The sequence below is a fragment of the Klebsiella sp. 10-1 genome, from assembly GCF_009758445.1.
Taxonomy (GTDB): domain Bacteria; phylum Pseudomonadota; class Gammaproteobacteria; order Enterobacterales; family Enterobacteriaceae; genus Klebsiella; species Klebsiella scottii.
Genome location: NZ_WQRE01000009.1, coordinates 1 through 21954, shown reverse-complemented (window position 1 = coordinate 21954; position 21954 = coordinate 1). Strand labels below are relative to the sequence as shown.

General features: G+C 50.8%; 19 protein-coding genes and 4 pseudogenes. 15 read left to right on the top strand and 8 right to left on the bottom strand.

Translation table 11 applies throughout. The features are described from left to right. The first annotated feature begins 1 nt into the window (after position 1). The 10 genes and pseudogenes from traX to GO007_RS24745 all read left to right on the top strand — a co-directional run bounded on the left by traX (position 2) and on the right by GO007_RS24745 (position 8553). Entirely contained in the window at positions 2 to 727 is a 726-nt protein-coding gene (gene traX / locus GO007_RS24790) for a type-F conjugative transfer system pilin acetylase TraX (RefSeq protein WP_095104599.1), read from the top strand. A gap of 124 nt (positions 728 to 851) precedes the next feature. After that, positions 852 to 1442 (top strand): fertility inhibition protein FinO, encoded by a 591-nt coding sequence (locus GO007_RS24785; RefSeq protein WP_095104597.1) that lies wholly within the window; start codon positions 852 to 854, stop codon positions 1440 to 1442. A 118-nt stretch (positions 1443 to 1560) separates the two neighbouring features. Further along, entirely contained in the window at positions 1561 to 2349 is a 789-nt protein-coding gene (locus tag GO007_RS24780; RefSeq protein WP_095104595.1) for a DsbA family protein, read from the top strand. 5 nt (positions 2350 to 2354) lie between these two features. Next, positions 2355 to 2891 (top strand): phospholipase D family nuclease, encoded by a 537-nt coding sequence (locus GO007_RS24775; RefSeq protein ID WP_095104593.1) that lies wholly within the window; start codon positions 2355 to 2357, stop codon positions 2889 to 2891. Between the two features lie 212 nt (positions 2892 to 3103). Further along, entirely contained in the window at positions 3104 to 3361 is a 258-nt protein-coding gene (repA, locus tag GO007_RS24770; RefSeq protein ID WP_095104591.1) for a replication regulatory protein RepA, read from the top strand. Positions 3362 to 3583: 222 nt separating this feature from the next. Then, positions 3584 to 3655 (top strand): RepA leader peptide Tap, encoded by a 72-nt coding sequence (gene tap / locus GO007_RS24765; protein WP_142469928.1) that lies wholly within the window; start codon positions 3584 to 3586, stop codon positions 3653 to 3655. After that, entirely contained in the window at positions 3648 to 4520 is an 873-nt protein-coding gene (gene repA / locus GO007_RS24760) for an incFII family plasmid replication initiator RepA (RefSeq protein ID WP_095104587.1), read from the top strand. The genes tap and repA (GO007_RS24760) overlap by 8 nt, the downstream gene beginning before the upstream one ends. A 1016-nt stretch (positions 4521 to 5536) precedes the next feature. Further along, a pseudogene (locus GO007_RS24755) lies at positions 5537 to 5890 on the top strand (phage tail fiber protein); the annotation flags it as partial. 80 nt (positions 5891 to 5970) lie between these two features. Beyond that, a protein-coding gene (locus GO007_RS24750; protein ID WP_095104585.1) for an IS3 family transposase occupies positions 5971 to 7088 on the top strand; the annotation gives its coding sequence in 2 pieces (ribosomal slippage) (positions 5971 to 6226 and positions 6226 to 7088; 1119 coding nt in all). 275 nt (positions 7089 to 7363) lie between these two features. Then, positions 7364 to 8553 (top strand): IS3 family transposase gene (locus GO007_RS24745; protein WP_157349371.1). Its coding sequence is split into 2 segments (ribosomal slippage): positions 7364 to 7679 and positions 7679 to 8553, totalling 1191 coding nucleotides; the frame shifts between segments, so codons are not numbered across the junction. A gap of 440 nt (positions 8554 to 8993) precedes the next feature. On the opposite strand, the gene GO007_RS24735 is transcribed toward GO007_RS24745, so the two are convergent. The 6 genes and pseudogenes from GO007_RS24735 to GO007_RS24710 form a co-directional block, all read right to left on the bottom strand. After that, positions 8994 to 9242 (bottom strand): hypothetical protein, encoded by a 249-nt coding sequence (locus GO007_RS24735; RefSeq protein ID WP_095104581.1) that lies wholly within the window; start codon positions 9240 to 9242, stop codon positions 8994 to 8996. Positions 9243 to 9485: 243 nt separating this feature from the next. After that, positions 9486 to 9770, bottom strand: coding sequence for a LysR family transcriptional regulator (locus tag GO007_RS24730; protein WP_223261829.1), 285 nt, complete (start codon positions 9768 to 9770; stop codon positions 9486 to 9488). 125 nt (positions 9771 to 9895) lie between these two features. Continuing rightward, positions 9896 to 10048 (bottom strand): hypothetical protein, encoded by a 153-nt coding sequence (locus GO007_RS24725; RefSeq protein WP_157349370.1) that lies wholly within the window; start codon positions 10046 to 10048, stop codon positions 9896 to 9898. 18 nt (positions 10049 to 10066) lie between these two features. Next, positions 10067 to 10397, bottom strand: a pseudogene (gene tnpB, locus GO007_RS24720) (IS66 family insertion sequence element accessory protein TnpB). Between the two features lie 617 nt (positions 10398 to 11014). Further along, positions 11015 to 11491 carry an outer membrane lipoprotein gene (locus tag GO007_RS24715; protein WP_143350198.1) on the bottom strand — a complete coding sequence of 159 codons (477 nt, stop codon included), beginning with the start codon at positions 11489 to 11491 and terminating at the stop codon, positions 11015 to 11017. A gap of 470 nt (positions 11492 to 11961) precedes the next feature. Beyond that, positions 11962 to 12378 carry a hypothetical protein gene (locus tag GO007_RS24710; RefSeq protein WP_095104577.1) on the bottom strand — a complete coding sequence of 139 codons (417 nt, stop codon included), beginning with the start codon at positions 12376 to 12378 and terminating at the stop codon, positions 11962 to 11964. A gap of 477 nt (positions 12379 to 12855) precedes the next feature. Here GO007_RS24710 and GO007_RS24705 point away from each other — a divergent pair, with 477 nt between their 5' ends. From GO007_RS24705 to GO007_RS24690, 4 genes are read left to right on the top strand one after another with little or no spacing between them, the layout of a single operon-like run. Then, the gene (locus GO007_RS24705) at positions 12856 to 13206 is read left to right on the top strand and encodes a DMT family transporter (protein WP_095104575.1); all 351 of its coding nucleotides are present in this window, start codon (positions 12856 to 12858) and stop codon (positions 13204 to 13206) included. Further along, positions 13203 to 13532, top strand: coding sequence for a DMT family transporter (locus GO007_RS24700; protein ID WP_095104573.1), 330 nt, complete (start codon positions 13203 to 13205; stop codon positions 13530 to 13532). Before GO007_RS24705 ends, GO007_RS24700 begins: the two co-directional genes overlap by 4 nt. Next, positions 13529 to 15922: a choline trimethylamine-lyase gene (gene cutC / locus GO007_RS24695; RefSeq protein WP_095104571.1), complete on the top strand. Its 2394-nt coding sequence runs from the start codon at positions 13529 to 13531 to the stop codon at positions 15920 to 15922. The genes GO007_RS24700 and cutC overlap by 4 nt, the downstream gene beginning before the upstream one ends. After that, positions 15885 to 16715, top strand: a complete 831-nt coding sequence (locus GO007_RS24690) for a glycyl-radical enzyme activating protein (protein WP_095104569.1) — start codon at positions 15885 to 15887, stop codon at positions 16713 to 16715. The genes cutC and GO007_RS24690 overlap by 38 nt, the downstream gene beginning before the upstream one ends. Before the next feature lie 128 nt (positions 16716 to 16843). On the opposite strand, the pseudogene GO007_RS24685 reads toward GO007_RS24690, so the two are convergent. Both GO007_RS24685 and dosP read right to left on the bottom strand, forming a co-directional pair. Further along, a pseudogene (locus GO007_RS24685) lies at positions 16844 to 17325 on the bottom strand (IS66 family transposase); the annotation flags it as partial. A gap of 596 nt (positions 17326 to 17921) precedes the next feature. Continuing rightward, on the bottom strand, positions 17922 to 20495 hold the full coding sequence (gene dosP / locus GO007_RS24680; protein ID WP_189339917.1) for an oxygen-sensing cyclic-di-GMP phosphodiesterase DosP: 2574 nt from the start codon (positions 20493 to 20495) through the stop codon (positions 17922 to 17924). A gap of 804 nt (positions 20496 to 21299) precedes the next feature. Here dosP and hha point away from each other — a divergent pair. Continuing rightward, positions 21300 to 21502, top strand: a pseudogene (gene hha, locus GO007_RS24675) (hemolysin expression modulator Hha). The last annotated feature ends 452 nt before the right edge of the window (positions 21503 to 21954 follow it).

Below are 21954 nucleotides of genomic sequence, written 5' to 3'. Positions count from 1 at the left end.
TATGGCAACGCACGAAACCCGACTCAACGCCGTCGACCTCTGGCTGCAGAGGCTGTTGACCTGGACGCCAGGACAGACGGATATCATCAAAACGGTGGCGCTGGTGTTGATGGTTGTCGATCACACAGGTTTGCTACTGGCCGGGAATAATGAGCTCATGCGCCTGCTGGGGAGAGGCTGTTTTCCTCTGTTTGGTCTGGTCTGGGGAATGAACCTGGCGCGTCACGGGCAGATCCGTCAGACACAGCTGAACAGTCTGTGGTGCTGGGCGCTGATCGCCCAGGGCTCCTTTATTCTCATCGGGTACCCGTGGTACATGGGGAATATCCTGTTTAGCTTTGCGGTCACCGGCCAGGCGCTGCGCTGGTTCAGTCTGCAGACCCGCAATGATGTTTTGCTGGCGATTGCGCTGGTCGTGGCCTGGCTCCCCTTGTCTGCCGACAGCTACGGTCTGGCCGGGGTCTTCATGCTGATCAACAGCTGGCGGCTTTGCCGGGCGAAAGAGCCGGTAGAGCGAATCGGGTATGCTGTGCTGTGGGCTGTCATGGTCATGCTGATGAATATTCATGATATCACCCAGTCTGTCGCCGGCCTGATGGTCGCTTTACTGGTCCTGGCGGTCTGTTCTGACCTCGGTCGTTCTATCCCGCGCTTCTGGCCGCGGCACTTTTTTGTGATGTTTTATGCCGTACATCTGGCGGTGCTGGGGATCGTTGCCTCGATGTAAAAAATCCCTGGCCGAAGTCCGGGCGGTAAAAGAGGAACGAGGCCCGGCGTCCTGAATAGATGCGCTGTCGGCCGTGTTCACGTATCTTATAGCCTGGTTCCTGGCAGGATAGTAAAACGAAACTATGACTGAAGAAAAACGCCCTGTACTGAGTCTGAAAAGAAAGCCGGCAGCGGATACCGCAGCGGCCGGGTCCGTTGACACGCCTGGTGTGGTACGGCGAAAAAAAGTGGTGGTAGTCACGACGCCTCCGGCCTGGAAGCTGAAGAAAGAAAAGCTGGCACAGGCTAAACAGGCTGCTGAAGCCGCCGCCAGCCAGCCAGCACCGGAGGCTGTGAAAGCGGTCAGGCCCCCCCCCCCGGTACGTTATCTTCGTTTACTGCCGCCGGACCAGGCCAGCATGACCCTGAAAGCGTTCTGGCCACAACTGTTTGACGGTGACTCGCCGCGTCTGCTGGCGACGGGGATGCGAGAGCAGCTGTTTGCCGATATTGCGCAGCGGGACCTGCCACTCTCTCATAAGCAGGTCATTAAGTGCCTTAAAAGCCTGACACGATCGGACCTTTATCTGTCTGTTATGCAACCCGGCGCGCCGCGGTATGATATTCATGGGCAAATCGTCGCGACGGTCTCTGAAGAAGAGGCGGAATATGCCCGTGAACGTATGATCCGTCAGCACCGACAGACGGTCCGAAAACAGAATAACGTTGTTTAAAATATCCCCCCACCAATAGAACGATCTGTTTACTGCATAATGACCTGCCAGAGGATTTAAATTCTTCGGTGGGTTGTTATTGTTGTTTTTTAAATCACCCGTTTTTAAAGGAATAAACATGAAACTTAAATCGGTATTACTGATGTCGGCTGTATTTGTCAGCGGAATAACAAATAGTTTCGCACAAGAAAATATGACGCCAGATTTATTTACTCCGGCACAGGAGGAAAGGATCGGTGAATTAGCCGCTGATTATATGCGTGCGCATCCCGACATTCTGATTCAGATGAGTGAGAAACTGCAGGAACAGCAGCAGGAGAAACAAACCGCCAGCCTGAAAAGGGCAGCATTAGCCTATGCGTCGATCATTCAGGGGAATAACAGTATCCCGTCTTATGGTCCTTCTGACGCAACGGTGATGGTCGCCGAGTTCTTTGATTATCAGTGTATCTGGTGTAGTCGGCTGGCTCCGGAGCTGGAGAAAGTGATGAAGAACAATGCACATGTTCGTTACTACTTCATGGAGTGGCCCGTGTTTGGTAGTCGCTGGTCTGAATCGTTGTTGGCCGCAAAGACAGGGCTCCAGGTCTGGAAAGAAAAAGGGGCTGATGCATATCTGAAATATCACAATGGTATTTATGCTACCGGCCTTAATGAAGGGAAGCTAACAAAAGATGTCATCAATAAAGTATCTGAGGGTGCCAGGTTTGAAGCCAAAACAATCGATACGATTAACAGTACGCTGGAAGATATTAATAAAATAGCCACAGCTATTGGCCTAACGGGGACGCCAGGCATCATTATTATGCCTGTTAATGGTGCTTCGGAAGAAAATACGACCGTATTTTCAGGCATGATCGAGGCTGAGAATCTCCAGAAGGCAATCAATAAAGCGCAGGGGAAATAACGTATATGAAATATTCAGCCATTTCAGGAATTCTGTCAGTATGTTTACTGGTCTCCGGCGGCGTGGTTGCCCAGCCAACCGTTCAGGCTGGATTTTCCCCGGAAGGTTCGGCGCTGCAACTGGTACTGAACACCATCGATGCCGCACAGGAGAGTATCAGGTTGATGGGATACGCCTTCACGTCCCCGGAAGTGTCCCGTTCGCTGATTCAGGCGAAGCAGCGGGGTGTGGATGTGAAAGTGGTACTCGACTGGAAAGCAAATAACGCGAAAGGGAGCGCCGGTGCGGCAGCGATGAATTTGCTGGTCAACGCCGGCATCCCTGTGCGTACGGTCAGCCAGTTTAAAATCATGCATGACAAGGTCATCATCACCGACGGTCGAAACGTGGAAACTGGGTCATTCAATTTCTCCCGCGCAGCCGTGCGCAGTAACTCAGAAAATGCACTGGTTATCCGGGATTATCCCATCCTGGCTGAGACCTACCTGCAGCACTGGCAATCCAGGTGGGAGATGGGGGAGGACTGGAGGAGTACTTATTAAATGCTCTGTTACTACTGAGAATCCTCGCTTAAAAGGTAGCGCTGCGCCAACAGCGTTATCTTTTATTTTGTAATTTCGTCTTCACCAATATCCGCAGTTAAAATTTTAGAAAGATTATCTTTCAAATTGAAAGTAAGTTATTGATTTGCAGGATATGTAAGAGTTGTAGTATTCTCCTTTTCAGACTCAATCAGTAACCTGGAGAGGTGGGTATGCCACAGCCAGAAGATGTTATCTCTTCCTCAAAGAATTCAAAACGCTCTCAGCGCAAAAGCCATCCAATGAGCGGTTCTGAGCGGCAACAGAATTTTGTTGCACGCAGGCGAGAAACCCACAAAGAAATTAAAATTCTTGTTCCTAACGAGTTAAAAACGAAATTTCTGGAAATGTGTGCATCAAGCGGCTTAAGCCAGGCCGAGTTATTCAGCAAATTGATTCAGGATGCTGAGTCAAAAAACGTTATGGGATAACAACCTTGCTTGTATAAGAGGGTGGTGCTAGATTACTGAAAGTTTAGATTTTCATGGCTGGCCACGCCGTAAGGTGGCAGGGAACTTGGTTCTGTAGAAAGGTTTTTCCAGAATCAGAAAGCAAAAACCCCGATAATCTTTATCTACTTGGCGGAAGAGAAGATTACCGGGGCCTACTTAAACTGCATAGAAGCTGTTGCTCTATGCAGGGAGTATAGATTCATGCTCAGAAAAGTTCAATACCTTCTGTGCTCACTCCTTCCATGCAACATAAGCGCAGGAAGCGGTGACTGACCAGGATGCTAAAGATTCATTCCATTACGTTCAGGTAAAAAATGCCGAACCGCGTTTTTTGGCGCGTGAAGGTAAAAAGACACTGCCGTTTTGTCGTAAGCTGATGGCCAAAGCCGAAGGCTTTACCTCCACTTTTGATTTTTCAATCCATGTTGCGTTTGCCCGCTCACTGGGTAAGCGTCGGCGTATGCCTCCTGTACTTCGCCGGCGTGCGATTGACGCGCTTCTCCAGGCAATGTGCTTTCATTATGATCCGCTGGCCAATCGAGTACAGCGCTCGATTACCAATATGGCCATCGAGTGCGGGCTGGCCACGGAATCAGCCAGTGGCAACCTGTCTATCTCGCGGGCGACCCGTGCGCTGCGGTTTATGTCCGAGCTGGGTCTGATCACCTATACAACGGAATATGACCCGCAGATCGGCTGCAACATCCCGACGGATATGACGTTCACGCCGGCTCTTTTCCAGGCTCTGGATGTGTCAGATGTGGCTGTCGTGGCCGCACGTCGTAGCCGTGTGGAATGGGAAAACAAACAACGAAAAAAACAAAGCCTGCCGCAACTGGGAATGGATGAACTGATCGCCAAATCCTGGCGATTTGTACGCGAGCGTTTCCGCAGCTATCAGAGCGAGCGTAAATCTCATGGGCAGAAGCGAGCGACCGCCCGACGGGATGCTTCACGCCAGCGTAAGGACATCGAGACGCGTGTTCGTCAGCAGCTGACCCGGGAATATTCTACCGGCCGCTTCAGAGGCGATCATGATGCGCTGAAGCGTGAGGTTGAGCGACGCGTGACTGAGCGTATGCTGCTGTCCCGGGGCAATAACTATACCCGCCTGGCGCCGTACCCCGACCCTATATAACCCTCTCATTTTTGTTATCCGGCTGGCGCCGGAGACTTTCGCACGTCCGTCTCCCGGACGTGGCTGATTTCTGACCACTTCGTTTATGGCCATACCGGCCAGTGCCTCATTAATTCTCGTGGCGGATGAAATATCAGGGCCCGGACGCCGGCGTTTAGGCCTGATTTTACTTATACACATTTAACTGCAAGGGAACTATTCACAAGGCTACAGCCGATATGTTGTCAGGGTGCCTGTCGTCAGGGGTTACAGAGCGCATGGTTCCCTTTAAATACCTGCTCTGAACTTCTTTTAAAGATCTGAATCTCTTTCGTCTCAAAGGAAAACCTGTTCGTCGTCTGTCCTGTGGACAGTCTCAATGAGGCCTTCGCTAACAGCGGTCGCAAGCGCCCGCGCCGCTCAGATCCAGAAGTACCTCCCGCCGGCAAGCGGCGGGCATATAACCAGCACACACATTAGTTACATCATTCAATAAATCCCTTTTTAAAACAAACCCCGGCGCCGTTCTGCAACCCCGAGCCCCTCCCCACCACTGAAAAGCGCCGCCGCCCCCGGCCAAAGGCCGGGGAAGACATCGCTTTTAATGATGGGTGTTGTAACTACTCTTGTTCATCGCTGCAGGTCGTACTGCGGTAAGTTATCGGGTACACGCTCGTAAGCGCCTGAACGGCGCTAACGCGGAGATACGCCCCGACTACGGCTACGCCTTGTCGGGACCACTCCGACCGCGTACAGCAGCTCCTGAAGCGTTATTTGTGGGTATGGCTTATCAGGGCGGGGATGGGGATTGGCAGAACCTATCAAATCGTTGCCGGCTGCGCCGGGCTTCGGCGGACTGACTTCTGCGTCCTCTTTGACTTTTTCGCACCGCCTTCTGTGCCGCAGAGCGGCACACCCCGACTGGCAAATACGAATGCGTCTCATCTGTTGACAGGGCTGCTGAAGAGAAGTAAGGTAAATAAATACTGTATGTATATACAGTTATTGTTGCACTCAACCAGAAAAAGGACCTCACAATGGCTGAACAGAAGACAAACGCCCTGGTACTGAATGGCGTGAACGACGACATCACCGAACTCAAATCCCTCACCACGCTGCGCAAGCGCCTCGTCAGCGACGAGGAAATTGTGTCAAAAGCCGCGAACGGATTCCGGCTCTCAAACGGCAATACCGGCGTCATTCTCCGTAACGATGGTCGGGATTTCTACGCCCTGACCACGGCCAGCGGCCAGGCGCAGGACGGACAGTGGAACACCCTGCGCCCGTTTTCGTTCAGTCTGTCCACCGGCCGCGTCTCCCTGCGTAACGGTGTCGATATTTCGGGCGGGGCAGTGGTCTCACATAACGCCGGCATCAGTACATCAACAACAGTGATCTCCTCCCTGAAAACAGTGCCAGACTAAACTGAAGTCTCCGGTCTTTCTTCCATCTCACAGAGAGGCACATCGCCATGAAAAAGACCCGCTATACCGAAGAACAGATCGCGTTTGCGCTGAAACAGGCCGAAACCGGCACCCGTGTCGGGGAAGTCTGCCGAAAGATGGGGATTTCTGAAGCCACTTTTTATAACTGGAAGAAGAAATTCGCCGGTCTGGGCGTGACCGAACTGCGGCGTCTGCGGCAACTGGAGGATGAAAATCAACGGCTGAAGAAACTGGTGGCTGACCTGAGTCTGGACAAGGAGATGCTGCAGGAGGTACTGAAACAAAAGTTCTGAGGCCGGCTCAGAAGCGTCAGGCGGTGCATTTTCTGCGGGAGGCTTACCGTATCAGTGTCCGACGGGGATGCGGACTGCTGATGCAGAGCAGAACCGTTTACCACTGGCAGAGCCGGCGGGATGATCGGGCGATAACCCTGCGTATCAGGGAAATAGCGGAAACCCGGATCCGCTACGGTTGCCCGCGTATTCATATTCAGCTGCGGCGGGAAGGCTGGCCTGTTAACCACAAGAAAACACACCGGATTTACTGTCTGGAAGGCCTCAACCTGCGCAGAAAACGCCCGCGCAGGCATGTCAGTGCAGCACATCGTCAGCAACGTCCGGTCCTGACCGGTGTCGATCAGTGCTGGAGTATGGATTTCGTGTCGGATAACCTGTTTAACGGACGACGTTTCCGGGCGCTGACTGTAGTGGATAATTTTAGTCGGGAGTGTGTGGCGATCCATGCCGGAAAGTCGCTGAAAGGTGAGGATGTGGTCGGTGTGATGGAAGGGTTGCGGGTGCTGGGCAAGCGCCTGCCGGTACGTATTCAGACAGATAACGGCAGCGAGTTTATTTCGAAAATTCTGGATAAATGGGCGTATGAGCACGGTGTCACAATGGACTTCTCCCGCCCCGGAAAACCAACGGATAACCCGTTTATTGAGTCATTTAATGGCAGTCTGCGGGATGAATGCCTGAACATTCACTGGTTCCTGTCGCTGGAAGATGCGCAGGACAAACTCGACAACTGGCGCAGGGAATATAATCATGAGAGAACGCATTCATCATTAAATGACATGACTCCGGCTGAATTCATCCGAAGTCTCCGGAGAAAGACGAGGATCTCTGATTTAGCACTGCACTGAATTTGGGCCAGGGTCACAGGGTCACCAGGGTCATAACGCATATTGGTTTAGTTTTGATGAAACAGGAAATCTGTTCGAGACCAGCCTGATTCTAGATGAATAAGCCGCACTGCGAATTTCTCAGCTCACCTGGGTACAGTAGTAAAAGTGTCCATAATATATTTACGATGATCGTATTTATTTTTAGACTGGCCCCATGAATCTCCAGACAGTTGGCATCACTTAAGTTAGTGATAGTCTTAATACTAGTTTTTAGACTAGTCGTTGGAGTCCGGATGATTGATGTTTTAGGTCCAGAGAAGCGCAGACGCCGCAGCGTTCAGGAAAAAATCGCCATTGTTCAGCAGAGCTTTGAGCCTGGTATGACTGTGTCGCTGGTCGCCCGGCAGCATGGTGTTGCTGCCAGTCAGCTGTTCCTGTGGCGCAAGCAGTATCAGGAAGGCAGTCTCACCGCCGTTGCCGCTGGTGAACAGGTTGTTCCCGCGTCGGAGCTGGCATCTGCAATGAAGCAAATTAAAGAGTTACAGCGCCTGCTGGGCAAAAAAACCATGGAAAACGAGCTGCTGAAAGAAGCCGTTGAATATGGCCGACAAAAAAAGTGGATAGCGCACGTGCCCTTGTTGCCGGAGGATGGCGAATAAGCCTTGTCAGTCGTTGCCTCCGGGTCTCGCGTGTGCAACTGCATGCCATGGCCCGTCGGTCGAAGGACTGGCAGGACCGTCGGTGCAAGCGCAAGCCTGATGATACTGAAGCGCTGGCCCGTATCCATACCGTTATCGGCGATCTGCCCACCTATGGTTATCGTCGGGTATGGGCACTGCTGCGCAGACAATCAGAAAGTGACGACATGGCGGTGATCAATGCCAAACGTGTATACCGCATCATGCGTCAGAATACGCTGCTGCTTGAGCGAAAACCGGCAATACCGCCCTCGAAGCGGGCGCATACAGGGAAAGTGGCCGTTGGAGAAAGTAACCAGCGGTGGTGCTCTGACGGCTTCGAGTTCAGCTGTGATAACGGTGAAAAACTGCGGGTCACGTTCGCGCTGGACTGTTGCGATCGCGAGGCACTGCACTGGGCGGCCAGTACCGGTGGCTATGACAGTGAAACCGTGCAGGACGTCATGCAGGGTGCAGTGGAGCGTCGCTTCGGTAACAGCCTGCTGGCATCCCCCGTTGAGTGGCTGACAGACAACGGTTCAGCCTACCGTTCTCATCAGACGCGTCAGTTCGCCAGAATGGAAAGCAACGGGATGGCGGAGAGCTTCGTGAAAACGATGAAGCGCGATTACATCAGCATCATGCCCAAGCCCGACGGGTTAACAGCGGTAAAGAACCTTGCGGAGGCCTTCGAACATTACAACGAATGGCATCCGCATAGTGCACTGGGATATCGTTCCCCACGGGAATATCTGCGGCGGCGAACCAGTAATGGGTTAAGTGATAAAAAGTGTATGGAAATATAGGGGCCAATCCAAAAAAGGGAGGCTGCTCACGTCCGGTCGGACTGACTCCGGTATATCCGGCTATGCGAACCTCTCTTTCCAGACGGACATCCAGCAGGAACCCGTTTTGTGTTGGTTCCAGAACAGCCACACCATGCCAGGGGACCCGGGAGGAGGAAGGCGATATCTGCACAGAGTAATGCCCGTGTTTCTCATCTTTACGGTGTATCGACATGCGCAGGGTTTCCGGGAGCAGGGAACATACATCATCGAAACCGGTCGTATTTTTACCTGCAGTATTGCTTTCATAGGCTGCAACGTATCTGGCAACTGCCTGCAGCACCTGATTCAGGATCACCCGTCTTAATAACTCGCCATCTTCTTTCTGGGGTGTATAGATATTATTCATGAACTGACAGTAAAACTCGCTGTAATCAAGCGACTGATCCCGGGAATATGTTTCAAGGATTGTCCTGACCGACCCGTGAGAGACTCCGCGGTGTATTATTTGAGATCCTGTCTGTCAGTTGTTTAATCAAAAAATCATATTTATTACTTACCCATTCCTGAATTATTTCGTCAGGGATAATATAGTTTTCTTTTGACGGGATGTGTCCAGGGAGTGCCTGCAGTATACCAAATGTTGAAGCAGTTTCATCAGTATGATATTCGTCATGACTGGTCGTAAAATGACTTAATACAGGATCCATGTTTATTACCTCTCCATTGTGTGAAAAAGAGATAAAGAAATAGTGGTGCCATTAAAAAAACGGATTTGACCAGTACTTTCCGGATGTCTTGCACTACTAGAGAGCAAAAGTAAGATGCCCTAGTGCAATAAATTTAATTCCGCATGGGTATTATTAAATATAAAGCAGATAAATTATCTTGTGCTGTTTTTTTAAATTATAAAATAAGGGTTGTCAGGAATAATCGGGGTCAACTATCGAATACTACGTGTTCGTGTAGGCAATCACCGGCAGCGCTGAAATGACCAGCTGATTCTGAAACGGCGGAACAATTTTTGCCCAGCCATTTTCTATCTCTTTTAATCCCCGCCCAACCGCATCACGTAAGCTGAGGCCGGGAATACTCAGCCTCAGGATTTTACCCTTTCGTGAGAATAATTTATTCCTCATCTGTTCCTCAATATGAAGGATTTTCTGGCTGACGGCACCGATTGTGATACACATTTTTTCTGCAGTTAGCTTCATACTTCCCTGAAGACTGACTTCGATAAATGCCCGTCATGAAGATAGCGGAATATTGTGTGACATATATTCCGGTCAGGCACAGGTAAATCAGCAAAACTCATTCCAACGTCCTTATTATTAACATTGAAATGCCTTACGGCAGCGCCACCCTAAGGCGATACACTCTCTTCAGCGCGGGCCAGCGACGAACGCAGGAACGACTCAGTCTCTGCAACGAGGCTGAGCTGGCTGTCTTTCTGGCGAAGCGCATCTTCCAGCACAGCGATACGGGCGAGATAGTCCTGACTCATGACCACATTCATAATGCGGTCATGTCCTTTTTACAACATTGTCAGTGAGTTAAGGCGTGCTGTTTTTGGCTGACGCCAGTCCAGCTTATCGAGAAGCATGGCAAGTTGTGCGCAGGTGTTCGCGATTTTGCCGTCGCGTGCAGCAGGCCAGACATTTGATGAACAGGCACAGACCATCAGCATCGGCCCAGAGGACCTTCACGGTATCGCCACGGCGTCCCCGGAAGATGAACAGGTGGCCGGAGAAGGGCTCCTCATCCAGAACGTGTTGTATCTGTTCGCCCAGCCAGTTGAAGGATTTACGCATATCCATGGCTCCGGCGACCAGCCAGATACGGGTGCCTGACGGGAGGGGTATCATTGCGTCCTCCCGGTCAGCTCGCGGATCAGCACGGCCAGCAACTCCGGAGACGGGTTCTAAGCTGTTCATTAACCAGCCAAACCTCAGTGAGGAGCTGATGGCGGACATCAGTTGGAGCGATTCCAACTACTTCGACGACACACGCGGATATTTCTCCAGCACGGCTCGCGAATCCTAGCTCTACGATGACAATCGTGACGCTGGATTGACCGAAGTACCGAGCGGCACTGTTACCTGAACTGGCTGGTCGAATAACTCAACCGGACTGCGCGCCTGTCTGCTGGCTCAGGTCGACCCAATCTGCTTTCGCGCCTGGCGAACTGGACTGGTTTCATCTCTAAGGCCGAATAGGACGATTCCGTGTTCCGCGTCATTGCTGGCCCGCGGCAACAAAACCTGAACCAGGACGTCGTCTATACCGATTACGGCGGCAGATCGACAAGACCTTACCGAATGTCGTGCGATGTGAGAATTATGGTTATTCCCGCGATGGATGTTATGCGCCAGGCTTTGCCCATGGCGTTGTCGCCGCTCAAGATGGGGCTGGTGATCTGCATTCAGCTCGTGCTGGCGATCGGCATCTATGGTCTGAAAACCGTAGTTCACCCTGTGATAGGTTATAAAACCGACATCTCCTGCCTCGGTAAAATAACTATATGGCCTCTACGATACGTGATATTCACACTCTGTCCGACAAAAAAAGTAGCTCCTCTGGTTGGCTGCACAATAACAAAATCACGCCCGTCATCTGGTCTAATAAATAGTTCAACAACATGGCTACGAGCTAACCGGCTCTGGATCGCCTGTCCGACTAATATTCCTGCTGCCGCGCCACCCATTGTTGCATGGCGTTGACTACCAATAACATTTCCGGCGATACCGCCAAGTGCAGCCCCACTGACTGTCCCCATAATATTATAACCAGTATCGTTGTGGATAGTTATATACCTTACCCCAGTGACAATGCCGTATGACGAAGACATTTTCTGTCCAGTAAGAGCATAATTAATATAATACTGGGAACCAGCTGATGGTCCTTTGCAACCTACACTCATTAGTAAAGAAACAATTAAGGGGATAATTATTTTATACATTGATTTCATCACTCAGAATAATTAATGGCATCACTCAATATAATCATTGACTACAAACCCTCGTTACACATATAGTATGTTAGCCACTATATTGCAATGGTGTTAATGAACATAATTCATTTAGTATTCTACAACCCTAGGATGGGGATAACTCTCTAAATCAGAGCATTATCATTACCTGATTTTGATAGAATGCTCCTACTGTTTATTCAATAAAAATGATATAGAATCGGTCAGGTTTTTAATGGCGAACGTGCTCTGCATCTGGTTCAATTGAAAACTCTACGTGCCTGTATGACATTCACTTTAAGTCGTCAACTATCAGACAGTACTGTCTGACAGGCAAACAACACCAATAATATTCACTAACCTGATGTGACTGAATGTTTGGCCGGCGTTACTTTGTCTGCATAAAAGTAATGTGTGCCAGCATTATGGTTGCTGGCAGGACTCATGAAATGAGCTGAGTTTTATTTCAACCCCTCCCATAATCCCTCAATAACTGCCCCTACTATCGAGGCGCTGTGGCCTGTATTTTTCACGCAATATGACTGAACCGCATCAATATCTTTACGAACTCGATCATTTTTAACAAATGCCTGGCTTGATACGGATGAACCAGCAGTATTAATCTCAAGGCTGGCGACATTTTCTGACTTACGCGTCACATCGAAACGATTAACGCCAAACTTATTGTTGAGTTTTCCGTACTCCAGAAGGTACCCCTGAGAAAAAAGCTCATCCTGCATGCATGAGTACACTGCTCTGGGCTTCGTTGAATCCTTGTAATAGTAGCTCTGTGTTACCTTAGTATCCTTACCATACGGTTGAAGCGATACACAGGCGGTCATCACAAATGTGATCAAAAGAGCACTTAGTTTACGCATGATATTTATTCTCTTTAAGCCAGCACGTGGGCATTATGACATCTTGATGCAAGTAAAGATACCCTGAACTCTCATGTATCCTGCTATTGTTAAATCTTTTTTGACAATAATGAAGTCAACAGTAAACAATATTCATGTATCATAATTGAATATTATCAAAGGCAGTATAAACCACCCATAAACACAACCAAATTAAAACACCTTCTGAGCTGTAACGTATGCACATACATTAAACTAACAGGCCATAAACATGTTTAAACGCACAGTTATTACTGATGGTCTGTTGTCTTATGGTTTATTTTTTTGACCCTATAATTCGATTAATAACTCAGGTAATGTATTGTCATCAAGGATGATTATTTTTATTCAGAGGGGGAGTGCAGACACTGTGGTTATTTTATCGACATTCTCTGACTGAATATCGGCCCCATTATTGTGGGGATGCAAGGTTAATTATTCAACTAAATCGGAAAATTTATGACTCGAGCAAATTGCTTTCTCTGGCTGACGCTGGCGATCATCACTGAAATTTTCGCCACTTTTATGCTGGTCTTATCCGAAGGAGTGACTCGCGCCATTCCTGCTGTATTCGCTACGCTGGGTTATGTAGTTTCATATTACAGCCTGACGCACGCTCTGAAGCGCATACATATGGGGGTGGCTTATGCCTTGTGGTCCGGCATTGGCATTCTGGCTACGAATTTGATTCATGCATTTATCTTCAATCAGACGCTCAGTACGGGAACGATCACGGGTATGAGTCTGGTCATCGCGGGTGTGCTGATTATCAATTTGTTATCCAGCAGCGACAGAGAGGTATCGGCATGATGGCAGTCTTAATTATTGTTTTCTGGCTGTTTATATCAGTTTTATTTGAAGTCATCGGCACCAGCCTGCTCATCAAAACAAAGAATTTTACCCGTGTCGTCCCCTCTCTGATAGTGGTTTTTAGCTATCTGGGGGCATTCTACGCTCTGGCACAAACGATGGTCCTCATCAGACCTGGGCTGGCGTACGCCTTATGGTGTGGTCTGGGCATTCTGCTCGTCGCCGCTTCAGGGCTCATTTTCTACCAACAGAAGCCGGACAGAGCCGGCATGAGCGGCCTGGGCTTAATTGTTGCTGGTTGCATGATTATGGGGATTTTCGGATGAATGACATAGCTCCACAACAATCATTATCTTCACGCGTTCAAGCCTTGCGCGAGCACTATCTGAAGGCGAAGCCGTTCATTTCCATTTCCAGGGCTCGCGCCGTAACGGAAGTTTACCGCCGCTATCCAGGCCTGACGCCAGTACTTCTTCGCGCCAGGGCATTTCGCCAGGCCTGCCAGACAGCCCCCCTTTGGATCGCCCCGGACGAGCTGATCATCAGCCATCCTGCTGGCAGTCCGCGTGGTGGAGAGATCGCACCGGAAATTGCCTGGCGGTGGGTGGCGGATGAACTGGATACTATGACCAGCCGGGCCCAGGATCCGTACCTGATTAGAGAAGAAGATAAAAAGGAACTGCGGGAGCAGATTCTGCCGTTCTGGAAGGGACGTTCGCTCGATGAAATGGCTGAGACGCGTCTCAGGCAGGCAGGTCTATGGGAATGGAGTCATCAGGAAGGGATCTGCGACTTAAGCATCAAAACACAGAATGGCGGTGGAGACAGCTGTCCCGGATACGACAATATCCTGCTGCGCTTTGGTATGGGGGGGATTCGCCAGCAGGCGCAGGATGCCCTTGATGCGCTGGAAGGCACTGACCACCAAAGCCAGGAAAAATATGATTACTATCTGGCGGTAATTGAAACCTGTGATGGAGCTATAGAATACGCTTCACGATACGCCGATTATGCATGGCAACTGGCGCAAGAAACTAATGATCCGCAACGTCAGGAAGAATTACGTCGTCTGGCGGCTATTTGTCGCCGCGTACCGGAATATCCACCACAGGATTTTCATGAGGCGCTGCAGTCGGTGTGGTTTATACAGTCGCTGTTTACGCTGGAGGAAAATCAGACAGGCATTTCGCTCGGACGTGCTGACCAGTACTTATGGCCCTGGCTGGAAGCTGACCTGTCCAGCGGCCATCTGACTGAGGAGCAGGCACATGAACTGATCGCTTGCTGGCTAATCAAGATGTCAGAATCGCTGTGGGTGTGCAGTGCGGAAACATCTATGTATTTCGCTGGGTATCAGCCATTCATCAATCTTGTTGTTGGTGGTCAGAAACGAGAGGGAGGTGATGCCACCAATCCGTTATCTCTGATTTTCATGGAATGTTCTCGCCAGTTGAAAATATACCAACCAGGCCTGGCTGTACGCATTCACAATCGTACACCGCAACTATTTTTACGAAAAGTCGTGGATGTCATTCGCGCAGGTATCGGCTTCCCTGCCTGCCACTTTGACGATGCGCATATCAAAATGATGCTACGCAAGGGGTTCGATTATGAGGATGCCAGGGATTATTGCCTAATGGGCTGCGTCGAGCCGCAAAAGTCAGGCAAAATCTATCAGTGGACTTCCGCTGGTTACACGACATTTACCAGCGCTATAGAACTGGCATTTAATAACGGATGCAGTAAAGCTGGCGTACAGATTGGACCCGTTACCGGGGATATCACCGAGCTTAAGGACTACGCTGCTTTCGAATACGCGGTACACACTCAGTTGCGTCATATCATTCATCAGGCTGCTCGCGCTACGCTAATCCTGCAAAAGCTGCACCGGGACTATGCGCCCAAGCCATTGATATCCTGCCTCATTGAAGGCTGTATGGAACGGGGACAAGATGTGATGCATGGTGGAGCTATGGTCAATAACGGGCCGGGGCTCATCTGGACCGGTATGGCAGATTACGCTAACTCAATGATGGCGATGCGCGAGCTCGTTTACCGGCAGCAGCGGCTTGCGCCGGCCGAGATGGCTCAGGTATTGCGTGACAACTTCCAGAATGCTGGCGAGTTGCGTCAGACCTGTCTGTCTGTCGCAAAATTCGGTAATGACCTTGAAGAAGTGGACCTGATCGCAAGAGACCTGATCCGCTTCACTGAATATGAGCACCGTCGTTACCGCATGCTTTATGGCCCGTTCACGCATGGTACGCTGTCGATATCCAATAATACCCCCTTTGGGCTTATCACGGGAGCATTGCCAAGCGGCCGGCTGGCTGGACAGCCGCTGGCAGATGGGATCAGCCCATCGCAACAGACCGATAACCTCGGGCCTACCGCCATCATCAATTCGGTGAGTCGTATCAACGTCGAGGAAATGGAAATAGGCATGGTACATAACTTCAAACTGATGTACGGCATGCTGGATACACCCGAAGGAGAACAGGGCATCATCACTCTGTTGCGCACCGCCAGCCTGCTGGGTAATGCTCAGATGCAGTTCAGCTACATCGACAACGAAACATTGCGCAAAGCGCAGCAGGATCCCGATTCCTGGCGCAATCTGATGATCCGAGTAGCGGGATATAGCGCATTCTTCACTGAACTTAGCAGGGAGGTACAGGATGAGATCATCAGCCGAACAATGCTCCGGAACGTCTGATCTTTCAGCAATCATGGGGCGGGTGTTCAATATTCAGCGCTTCTCGCTCCATGATGGACCGGGGATCAGAACTGTTGTCTTCCTGAAGGGATGCCAGATGAAATGTGTCTGGTGTGCAAATCCTGAAGGCATAGATTGCGGCGAAGTCAACCGTCTGACCGGAGAATCTACGCTGCAGTCTGTGGCGCAGGTATATCAGAAGGTCATCGCAGATGAGATTTATTACCGCACTTCCGGTGGTGGTCTCACTCTCTCTGGTGGAGAAATGGCGTTGCAGTCACGCTTTGCACGTGGATTGCTGACGCTCTGTCGGCAGGAAGGTCTGCATACGGCGGTGGAAACTGCCGGTTTTGCCCCCTGGACCGCGGTGGCTGAAGCCTGTCAAATGACTAATCTGGTGTTGTATGACCTTAAGCTGGCGGATGCAGAACGGCATCTTCGGTATACCGGCACCAGCATCAAACCCATTCTTCAAAACCTGCAACGCCTGCTGGAGGTAAACATTCCGTTGCGTATCCGCATTCCGGTCATTCCGGAGGTCAATGACACGCCTGAGCAGGCGGAAAAGATGATGTCGCTTATTCATGCCTTGACGCACAATTGTTCCAGTTTCACTGGCATTGATTTATTGCCATACCATGCATTTGGGAAGGGTAAGTATACGCGGCTGGGTCAGACCTACATCTATGCTGAAATGCATCCTCATGCGAAGAAAGCGGATCTCTGCGTGATGGAACAAGCGGCGGATCGGCATCAATTGTCCGTTAATGTCCTTTCCCATTGCATTGCATAAATAGCAGTTATCCGCATGTCTCGATAAGCCCCCGCCGGGTGATTTATGGCAAATAAAAACATCGCTGAATGAACAGCACCTTTAAGCGACCTATAATTGAAACAGGCTGTACAGAACGCTACCGTGGTCCAGTTCTTTCTCCCCAGACTGACCATCCGCAGCACATTTTCAGCTATGTTATTGTCGGCTTCAGCCCAGCCATCATCTGCATAGTACGTCAGTGCCGGCCACTGGTTCAGTGTGTACGTGAACGCCTTCGCCAGCTCTGAGTGCCGCGACAGGTTTTCATCTTTTCACGCAGCCAGCTTTCCAGGGATTTCAGTAGAGGTTTCGCTTTCTGCTGAGGTTCGGCAAGGCGCAGCTCTGCCGGCATTTCCCTTATCTCCGCCTCGATGGCATACAACTCGCCGATACGTTTCAGGGCTTCACCCGTCAGGGCTGATGGAGTGCGAACGTGCCCATCGTGGATCTTGCATCGGGCGTGAGCCCATCATGCGGCTTCCGGTATCCGGCCATTGCGGTACAGCTCGTCGAACCCGGCGTTGCGGTCGTCCCACCGCCGCCCGGTCTTCGTTTTCTTATTACCGGGCAACAGCACAGGGACGGGCGGTCGAGTAGACCAGAAGGAACCTCCCCCTCCGGCCGCTCATAGAACCGTACGTGAAGCCCTCACCTCATACGGCTCCTGTTATTCAACCTTACCTGACCGTGAACTTCCAGTGCGCAAACAGTGTCTTGTTCTGCTGTCTGATTCGCTCCAGCATTTCGCTGGCGCGCCTTCGATGCCACCGATATTGCTTATAGCGACACCGGATACGCTACTCAATCAGCACGTCTTCTGCGATAGCGCGTCAGCCTCCAGGGCAAAATCAGTCCGTTTTTTTCTCTGGATTTCGTCGCATGGTCGATAAGATCGCGTTCGGCAGATTTGATGTGTAAATTTAACGTTTAACGCTTGAGAAAAGCACTGTTCATCGCTGGCATGGTGCAATCCTCCGGCCTGTCTCTTAGATATTAATCATACAGATAAACGTAACGCAAATGTCATTACAATTACGATTTACAGGCATCAGGCGGGATCGAACCGGAGGAACTAGCAGGACTGATTTCTACTCAGACATCCCACCATTTTGATATTCAGACGAAAATGCGGGTCAAACAACGGGCCTTGTCAACCAGTAGTGAACAAACACTATTAAAAACAGCTCAATAACCAACTGAATGCTCCCGAGTCAGGGCATTGGCTGCAGTTCTTATCCAGTTAGGAATGTCAGCCGGAGCCAGCGGGCGGGAGAACAGGTAACCTTGGAGCACAGGGCAATGATGGGCTTTGAGCAGTTCACGCTGCGCCTCGGTTTCCACGCCTTCTGCCACGACCGTCAGATGCAGGTTCTGCCCAATGCCAATCACCGCCATCACCAGAGATTGATGGCGACTTTCCTGCAAGCACTTGTCGATGAAGCTACGGTCGATCTTGACCTCGGTGACAGGCAGGTTCGCCAGATTGGAGAGGCTGGAGAAGCCCGTGCCGAAATCGTCCACCGACAGGCCGACACCGAGCGCACGGATGCCGTGGATGACCTCCAGCATGCCGGCAGTCAGCGCCATAGCGGCGCTCTCGGTGATCTCGATGGTCAGGCATTCACCGGGCAATGCATATTGCTGCAGAAGACCGGCAACGAAGTCCAGCAAATCGGAACCTCGGAAACTGAGGGGAGACAGGTTCACCGATACGACCGGCACCTGCACACCCTCATCACGCCACGCGGCCATCTGCCTGCATGCCTCGCGCAGCACCCATCTGCCGATGGCTTCGATCTCGCCGATTTCCTCGGCAAGGCTGATGAACCTGCCCGGCGGGATAACCCCGAACTCCGGATCGCGCCAGCGTGCCAGCGCTTCCACCCCATAGAGCTCTCCGCTGTCCGGTCGAACCTGTGGCTGGTATTCCAGCCGCAGGCAGTCCCCGGCGATTGCCCGGCGCAGCGCCGTCCCGAGCAAAAGACGATCACGGGCGACCTCGTTCATCCCGGCACTGAAAAACAGATACTCGCCACCGCCCGACGCCTTCACCTGGCCCATCGCACTCTTGGCGTTACGCAGCAGATCATCGCGATCACGGCTGCTTTCGGGGTACTGGCTGATGCCGATACTGACCGTCGGGTCCAGGGAGAAACCGGAAATCTCCATCGGCTCGCCAGCGACCCGCTGGAGGTGCGTGGCCACCAGTGCAGCCCGATGAACATCGCAATCGGGCACGACCAGGACAAACATGTCGCCCTCGACACGGGCGAGAAACTGGCCCTCATCCAGATGGGACTTCAACCGACTGCCAATATCCACCAGCACGAGGTCCCCCGACGAATGTCCGAGCGTGTCGTTGATGTCCTTGAAGCGGTCCAGGCCCAGATAAAAGAAAACGATCTCATGATCAGGATTGGACAGGAGCAACTCGTCGATATGCTGGCGCAGGAGGCTTCGGTTCGGCAGGCCGGTCAGGATGTCGTACCGCACCAGCTGGTTGACCCGCTGCTGGTTCTCTTCCCGCTCGATCGCCAGAGCGCACAGGTGGACACTGGCATCCGCAATGCGTTCAAGATGCATATCCGGTTGGCCACCCCGGTGGAAGTAGAACGCAAACGTTCCAGCGACACTGCCATCGCGCCGCCTGACCGGATAACTCCAGCAAGCCTTATAGCCGTAGGGCAAAATCAGATGCTTGTAGGGCGCCCACAGCGGATCAGTCTCGATGTCGTAGACCATCACCGGTTCACCGCGATGCGCCGCGGTCCCGCAACCGGCCACGCCTTCTCCTATTTCGACACCATCCCAATCCGGACCATAGGATGCATGGAAGCTGGGCGCCGCCCAGGGCCGCAATTTGCGCTCCGCCACGCGGCAGACCGAGACAAGCACGCCCGACGCGATCGACTCGATCCTGCGGCAGAAATAATCACCCAGTTCCTCAAACGACATGCTGCTGGTCAACGCCGTAAGAACGTCGCGTTCCAGACCACGGATTTGCCGTTCCTCTGTGATATCGGTGATTACATCGACGGAGTACCCGCGAAAGCCATCGTTGCCATGACGGGCTATAGGGGTGCTGGATACGCGAATCCAGGTTTCCTTGCCATCCCTGGAAACAATCAGGGCATCGTCCTGCAATCGCTGTTGTCCCCAAGGTCGGGAATGAAAACGCCTGAATTCATCGGCGGGCATGTTCGGGCTGGTCAGGAAGGAAGACGGCTCCCGCCCCAGAACATCATCGATTTCATATCCCCAAAGTTCGGTGAACGCATGATTGACGTGCGCGATCCGTCGCTCTGCATTCAGGACCAGCATCGGACGGTCAGTATTGTTGACTGCAATCAGTAGCATTCGGTTTTGCTCACGCATCGCAACTTCATCGGATACGTCGCGCACCAGTGCCAGGTAGTGGATGCGCCCCTCAACGTCGATCTTCGATAGCGAGAACATGACCCAGACCTGCTGGCCATCCTTGCGTTCCATGAGAACTTCACGGCTTATGCCTGCAACCTTGGGCAACCCGCCCTCACGGTTCTTGCGCACGTAGCCGTCATGAACCCCGCGCAGGCTTTCCGGCAGCAGAGGGCGCATGTTCTTGCCCAAGACCTCGTGACGCTCGTACCCCCAAAGCTGCTCCGCAGCCTGGTTGAAGAAAAGGACACAATCGTTCTCGTCAACAAGCACTGCCGCCACAATTGACTGCTCCAGCGCCGGAAGCAGTATGGGATTGCCGTCAGGAACCAGACTCTCCATCTTCACATCCTTCATACAAGCCGGCAGCGATGGCTTCTGACCACCTCTGCGGTGTGCGACCGTATTTAGTCCGAACCACGGTAGTAATGGCCGGACTCTGCAGGTTGATTTTCAAGTAAGGCAACTCCGCCCGGATATCGTCGTCTGCTTGCCATCCAAATAAGAATAAGTAATGTACCATCATGAGCAGAGTAACAATTTTTCCCAGTAGTATAAACCATGCAGTACACTTATGCTTTCATAAAACTGAACCGTACTGTATAAATATATTTATTTTCTGGGTTTCGAAAAACCTTAGAGTAATCTAACCATACTTTTCAGTATACATAATTAATGTTAAAAAAACAGAACTGCTTGCTCATGACCCTCACATAAGCAGAGAATTGCAAAGGTTTCAACCATTATGAGTTCCGGTTAAGCAGCCATGATTTATAAAAGGAAGTTATTATGAAAGAGTTTAAGACTGTCTCCATATGTGTCACGACATATATACCCCTGTGTTTTTTGGCATTTTCAACCTGGATCATCTACATATCTCAGTTTTCCACTCTTGATAGTTATGATCTGTCAGGAAAAATAATGTATATATCAAATGTTTTTTTCATATACGTAGTGATGGCACCATTTGACGCATTTCTATAATGCAATACCCATCCTCTGGATATATGGCATTTCTGCACTGTTGTGCTTTAGTATCTATAAACTCTTTAATAGACCTGATGGTAATCAATAAAAAACAGTTGACTCCCCCTAATGATTGAAAAATTTTAATACTAAAACAGTAATTAAGCCGGCAGAGAAGAAATGACTAAACAAGAATGGATTTTAAGATTGAGGCGCTGTACTTCAGAGGAAACTCTGGAGAAGGTTATTGAAAAAATAAATATTCGCTTTCAGATTCTGAACTTGAACATTTTAATGCCGCCGTGGATCATCGGCTGGCTGAACTGACAATGGGGAAGCTATACGACAAAATTCCGGCTGGCGTCTGGAAATTTGTGAAGTGAGTTCAGGCAAAGAACCAGCTTTACTCTGACGGCGCTTTGTCCGGTGAAGCAGGAAATCCGCAAATCAGCGTGTACCGCACTGTGGTAACATTTCCGTGTCATTTTTCAGAGTGCGCCTGCTTCATGGCAAAAAAATCTGCTCTTCGGTGAATCGTGATTTTTTCATCGACACCACCTCCGTTCAGGCTCCGTTCAGGGAGTGTAGCTCATGCCGGAATTCTGTTTCTGAATGGCGCAGGATTTTGGGGCAAGGTCAAAGCACAGAGCAGCCAAACTCATCAGCTAAGAGATAAATCTTATGCTCAATAGAAAATGTAGTCATACCTGTAGTGGTTTACTGAATTTGGCCACCTGAACAGAGGTGATATGCTCACCTCAGAACATTACAGGTGCCTCAATGAAAAAAAGAAATTTCAGTGCAGAGTTTAAACGCGAATCCGCTCAACTGGTCC

Bases quoted from the DNA above. Each gene is read 5' to 3' on its own strand.
- traX (WP_095104599.1), top strand. From the start codon at position 2: ATGGCAACGCACGAAACCCGACTCAACGCCGTCGACCTCTGGCTGCAG.
- GO007_RS24785 (WP_095104597.1), top strand. From the start codon at position 852: ATGACTGAAGAAAAACGCCCTGTACTGAGTCTGAAAAGAAAGCCGGCA.
- GO007_RS24780 (WP_095104595.1), top strand. From the start codon at position 1,561: ATGAAACTTAAATCGGTATTACTGATGTCGGCTGTATTTGTCAGCGGA.
- GO007_RS24775 (WP_095104593.1), top strand. From the start codon at position 2,355: ATGAAATATTCAGCCATTTCAGGAATTCTGTCAGTATGTTTACTGGTC.
- repA (WP_095104591.1), top strand. From the start codon at position 3,104: ATGCCACAGCCAGAAGATGTTATCTCTTCCTCAAAGAATTCAAAACGC.
- GO007_RS24735 (WP_095104581.1), bottom strand. From the start codon at position 9,242: ATGGATCCTGTATTAAGTCATTTTACGACCAGTCATGACGAATATCAT.
- GO007_RS24725 (WP_157349370.1), bottom strand. From the start codon at position 10,048: ATGAATGTGGTCATGAGTCAGGACTATCTCGCCCGTATCGCTGTGCTG.
- GO007_RS24715 (WP_143350198.1), bottom strand. From the start codon at position 11,491: ATGTATAAAATAATTATCCCCTTAATTGTTTCTTTACTAATGAGTGTA.
- GO007_RS24710 (WP_095104577.1), bottom strand. From the start codon at position 12,378: ATGCGTAAACTAAGTGCTCTTTTGATCACATTTGTGATGACCGCCTGT.
- GO007_RS24705 (WP_095104575.1), top strand. From the start codon at position 12,856: ATGACTCGAGCAAATTGCTTTCTCTGGCTGACGCTGGCGATCATCACT.
- GO007_RS24700 (WP_095104573.1), top strand. From the start codon at position 13,203: ATGATGGCAGTCTTAATTATTGTTTTCTGGCTGTTTATATCAGTTTTA.
- cutC (WP_095104571.1), top strand. From the start codon at position 13,529: ATGAATGACATAGCTCCACAACAATCATTATCTTCACGCGTTCAAGCC.
- GO007_RS24690 (WP_095104569.1), top strand. From the start codon at position 15,885: ATGAGATCATCAGCCGAACAATGCTCCGGAACGTCTGATCTTTCAGCA.
- dosP (WP_189339917.1), bottom strand. From the start codon at position 20,495: ATGGAGAGTCTGGTTCCTGACGGCAATCCCATACTGCTTCCGGCGCTG.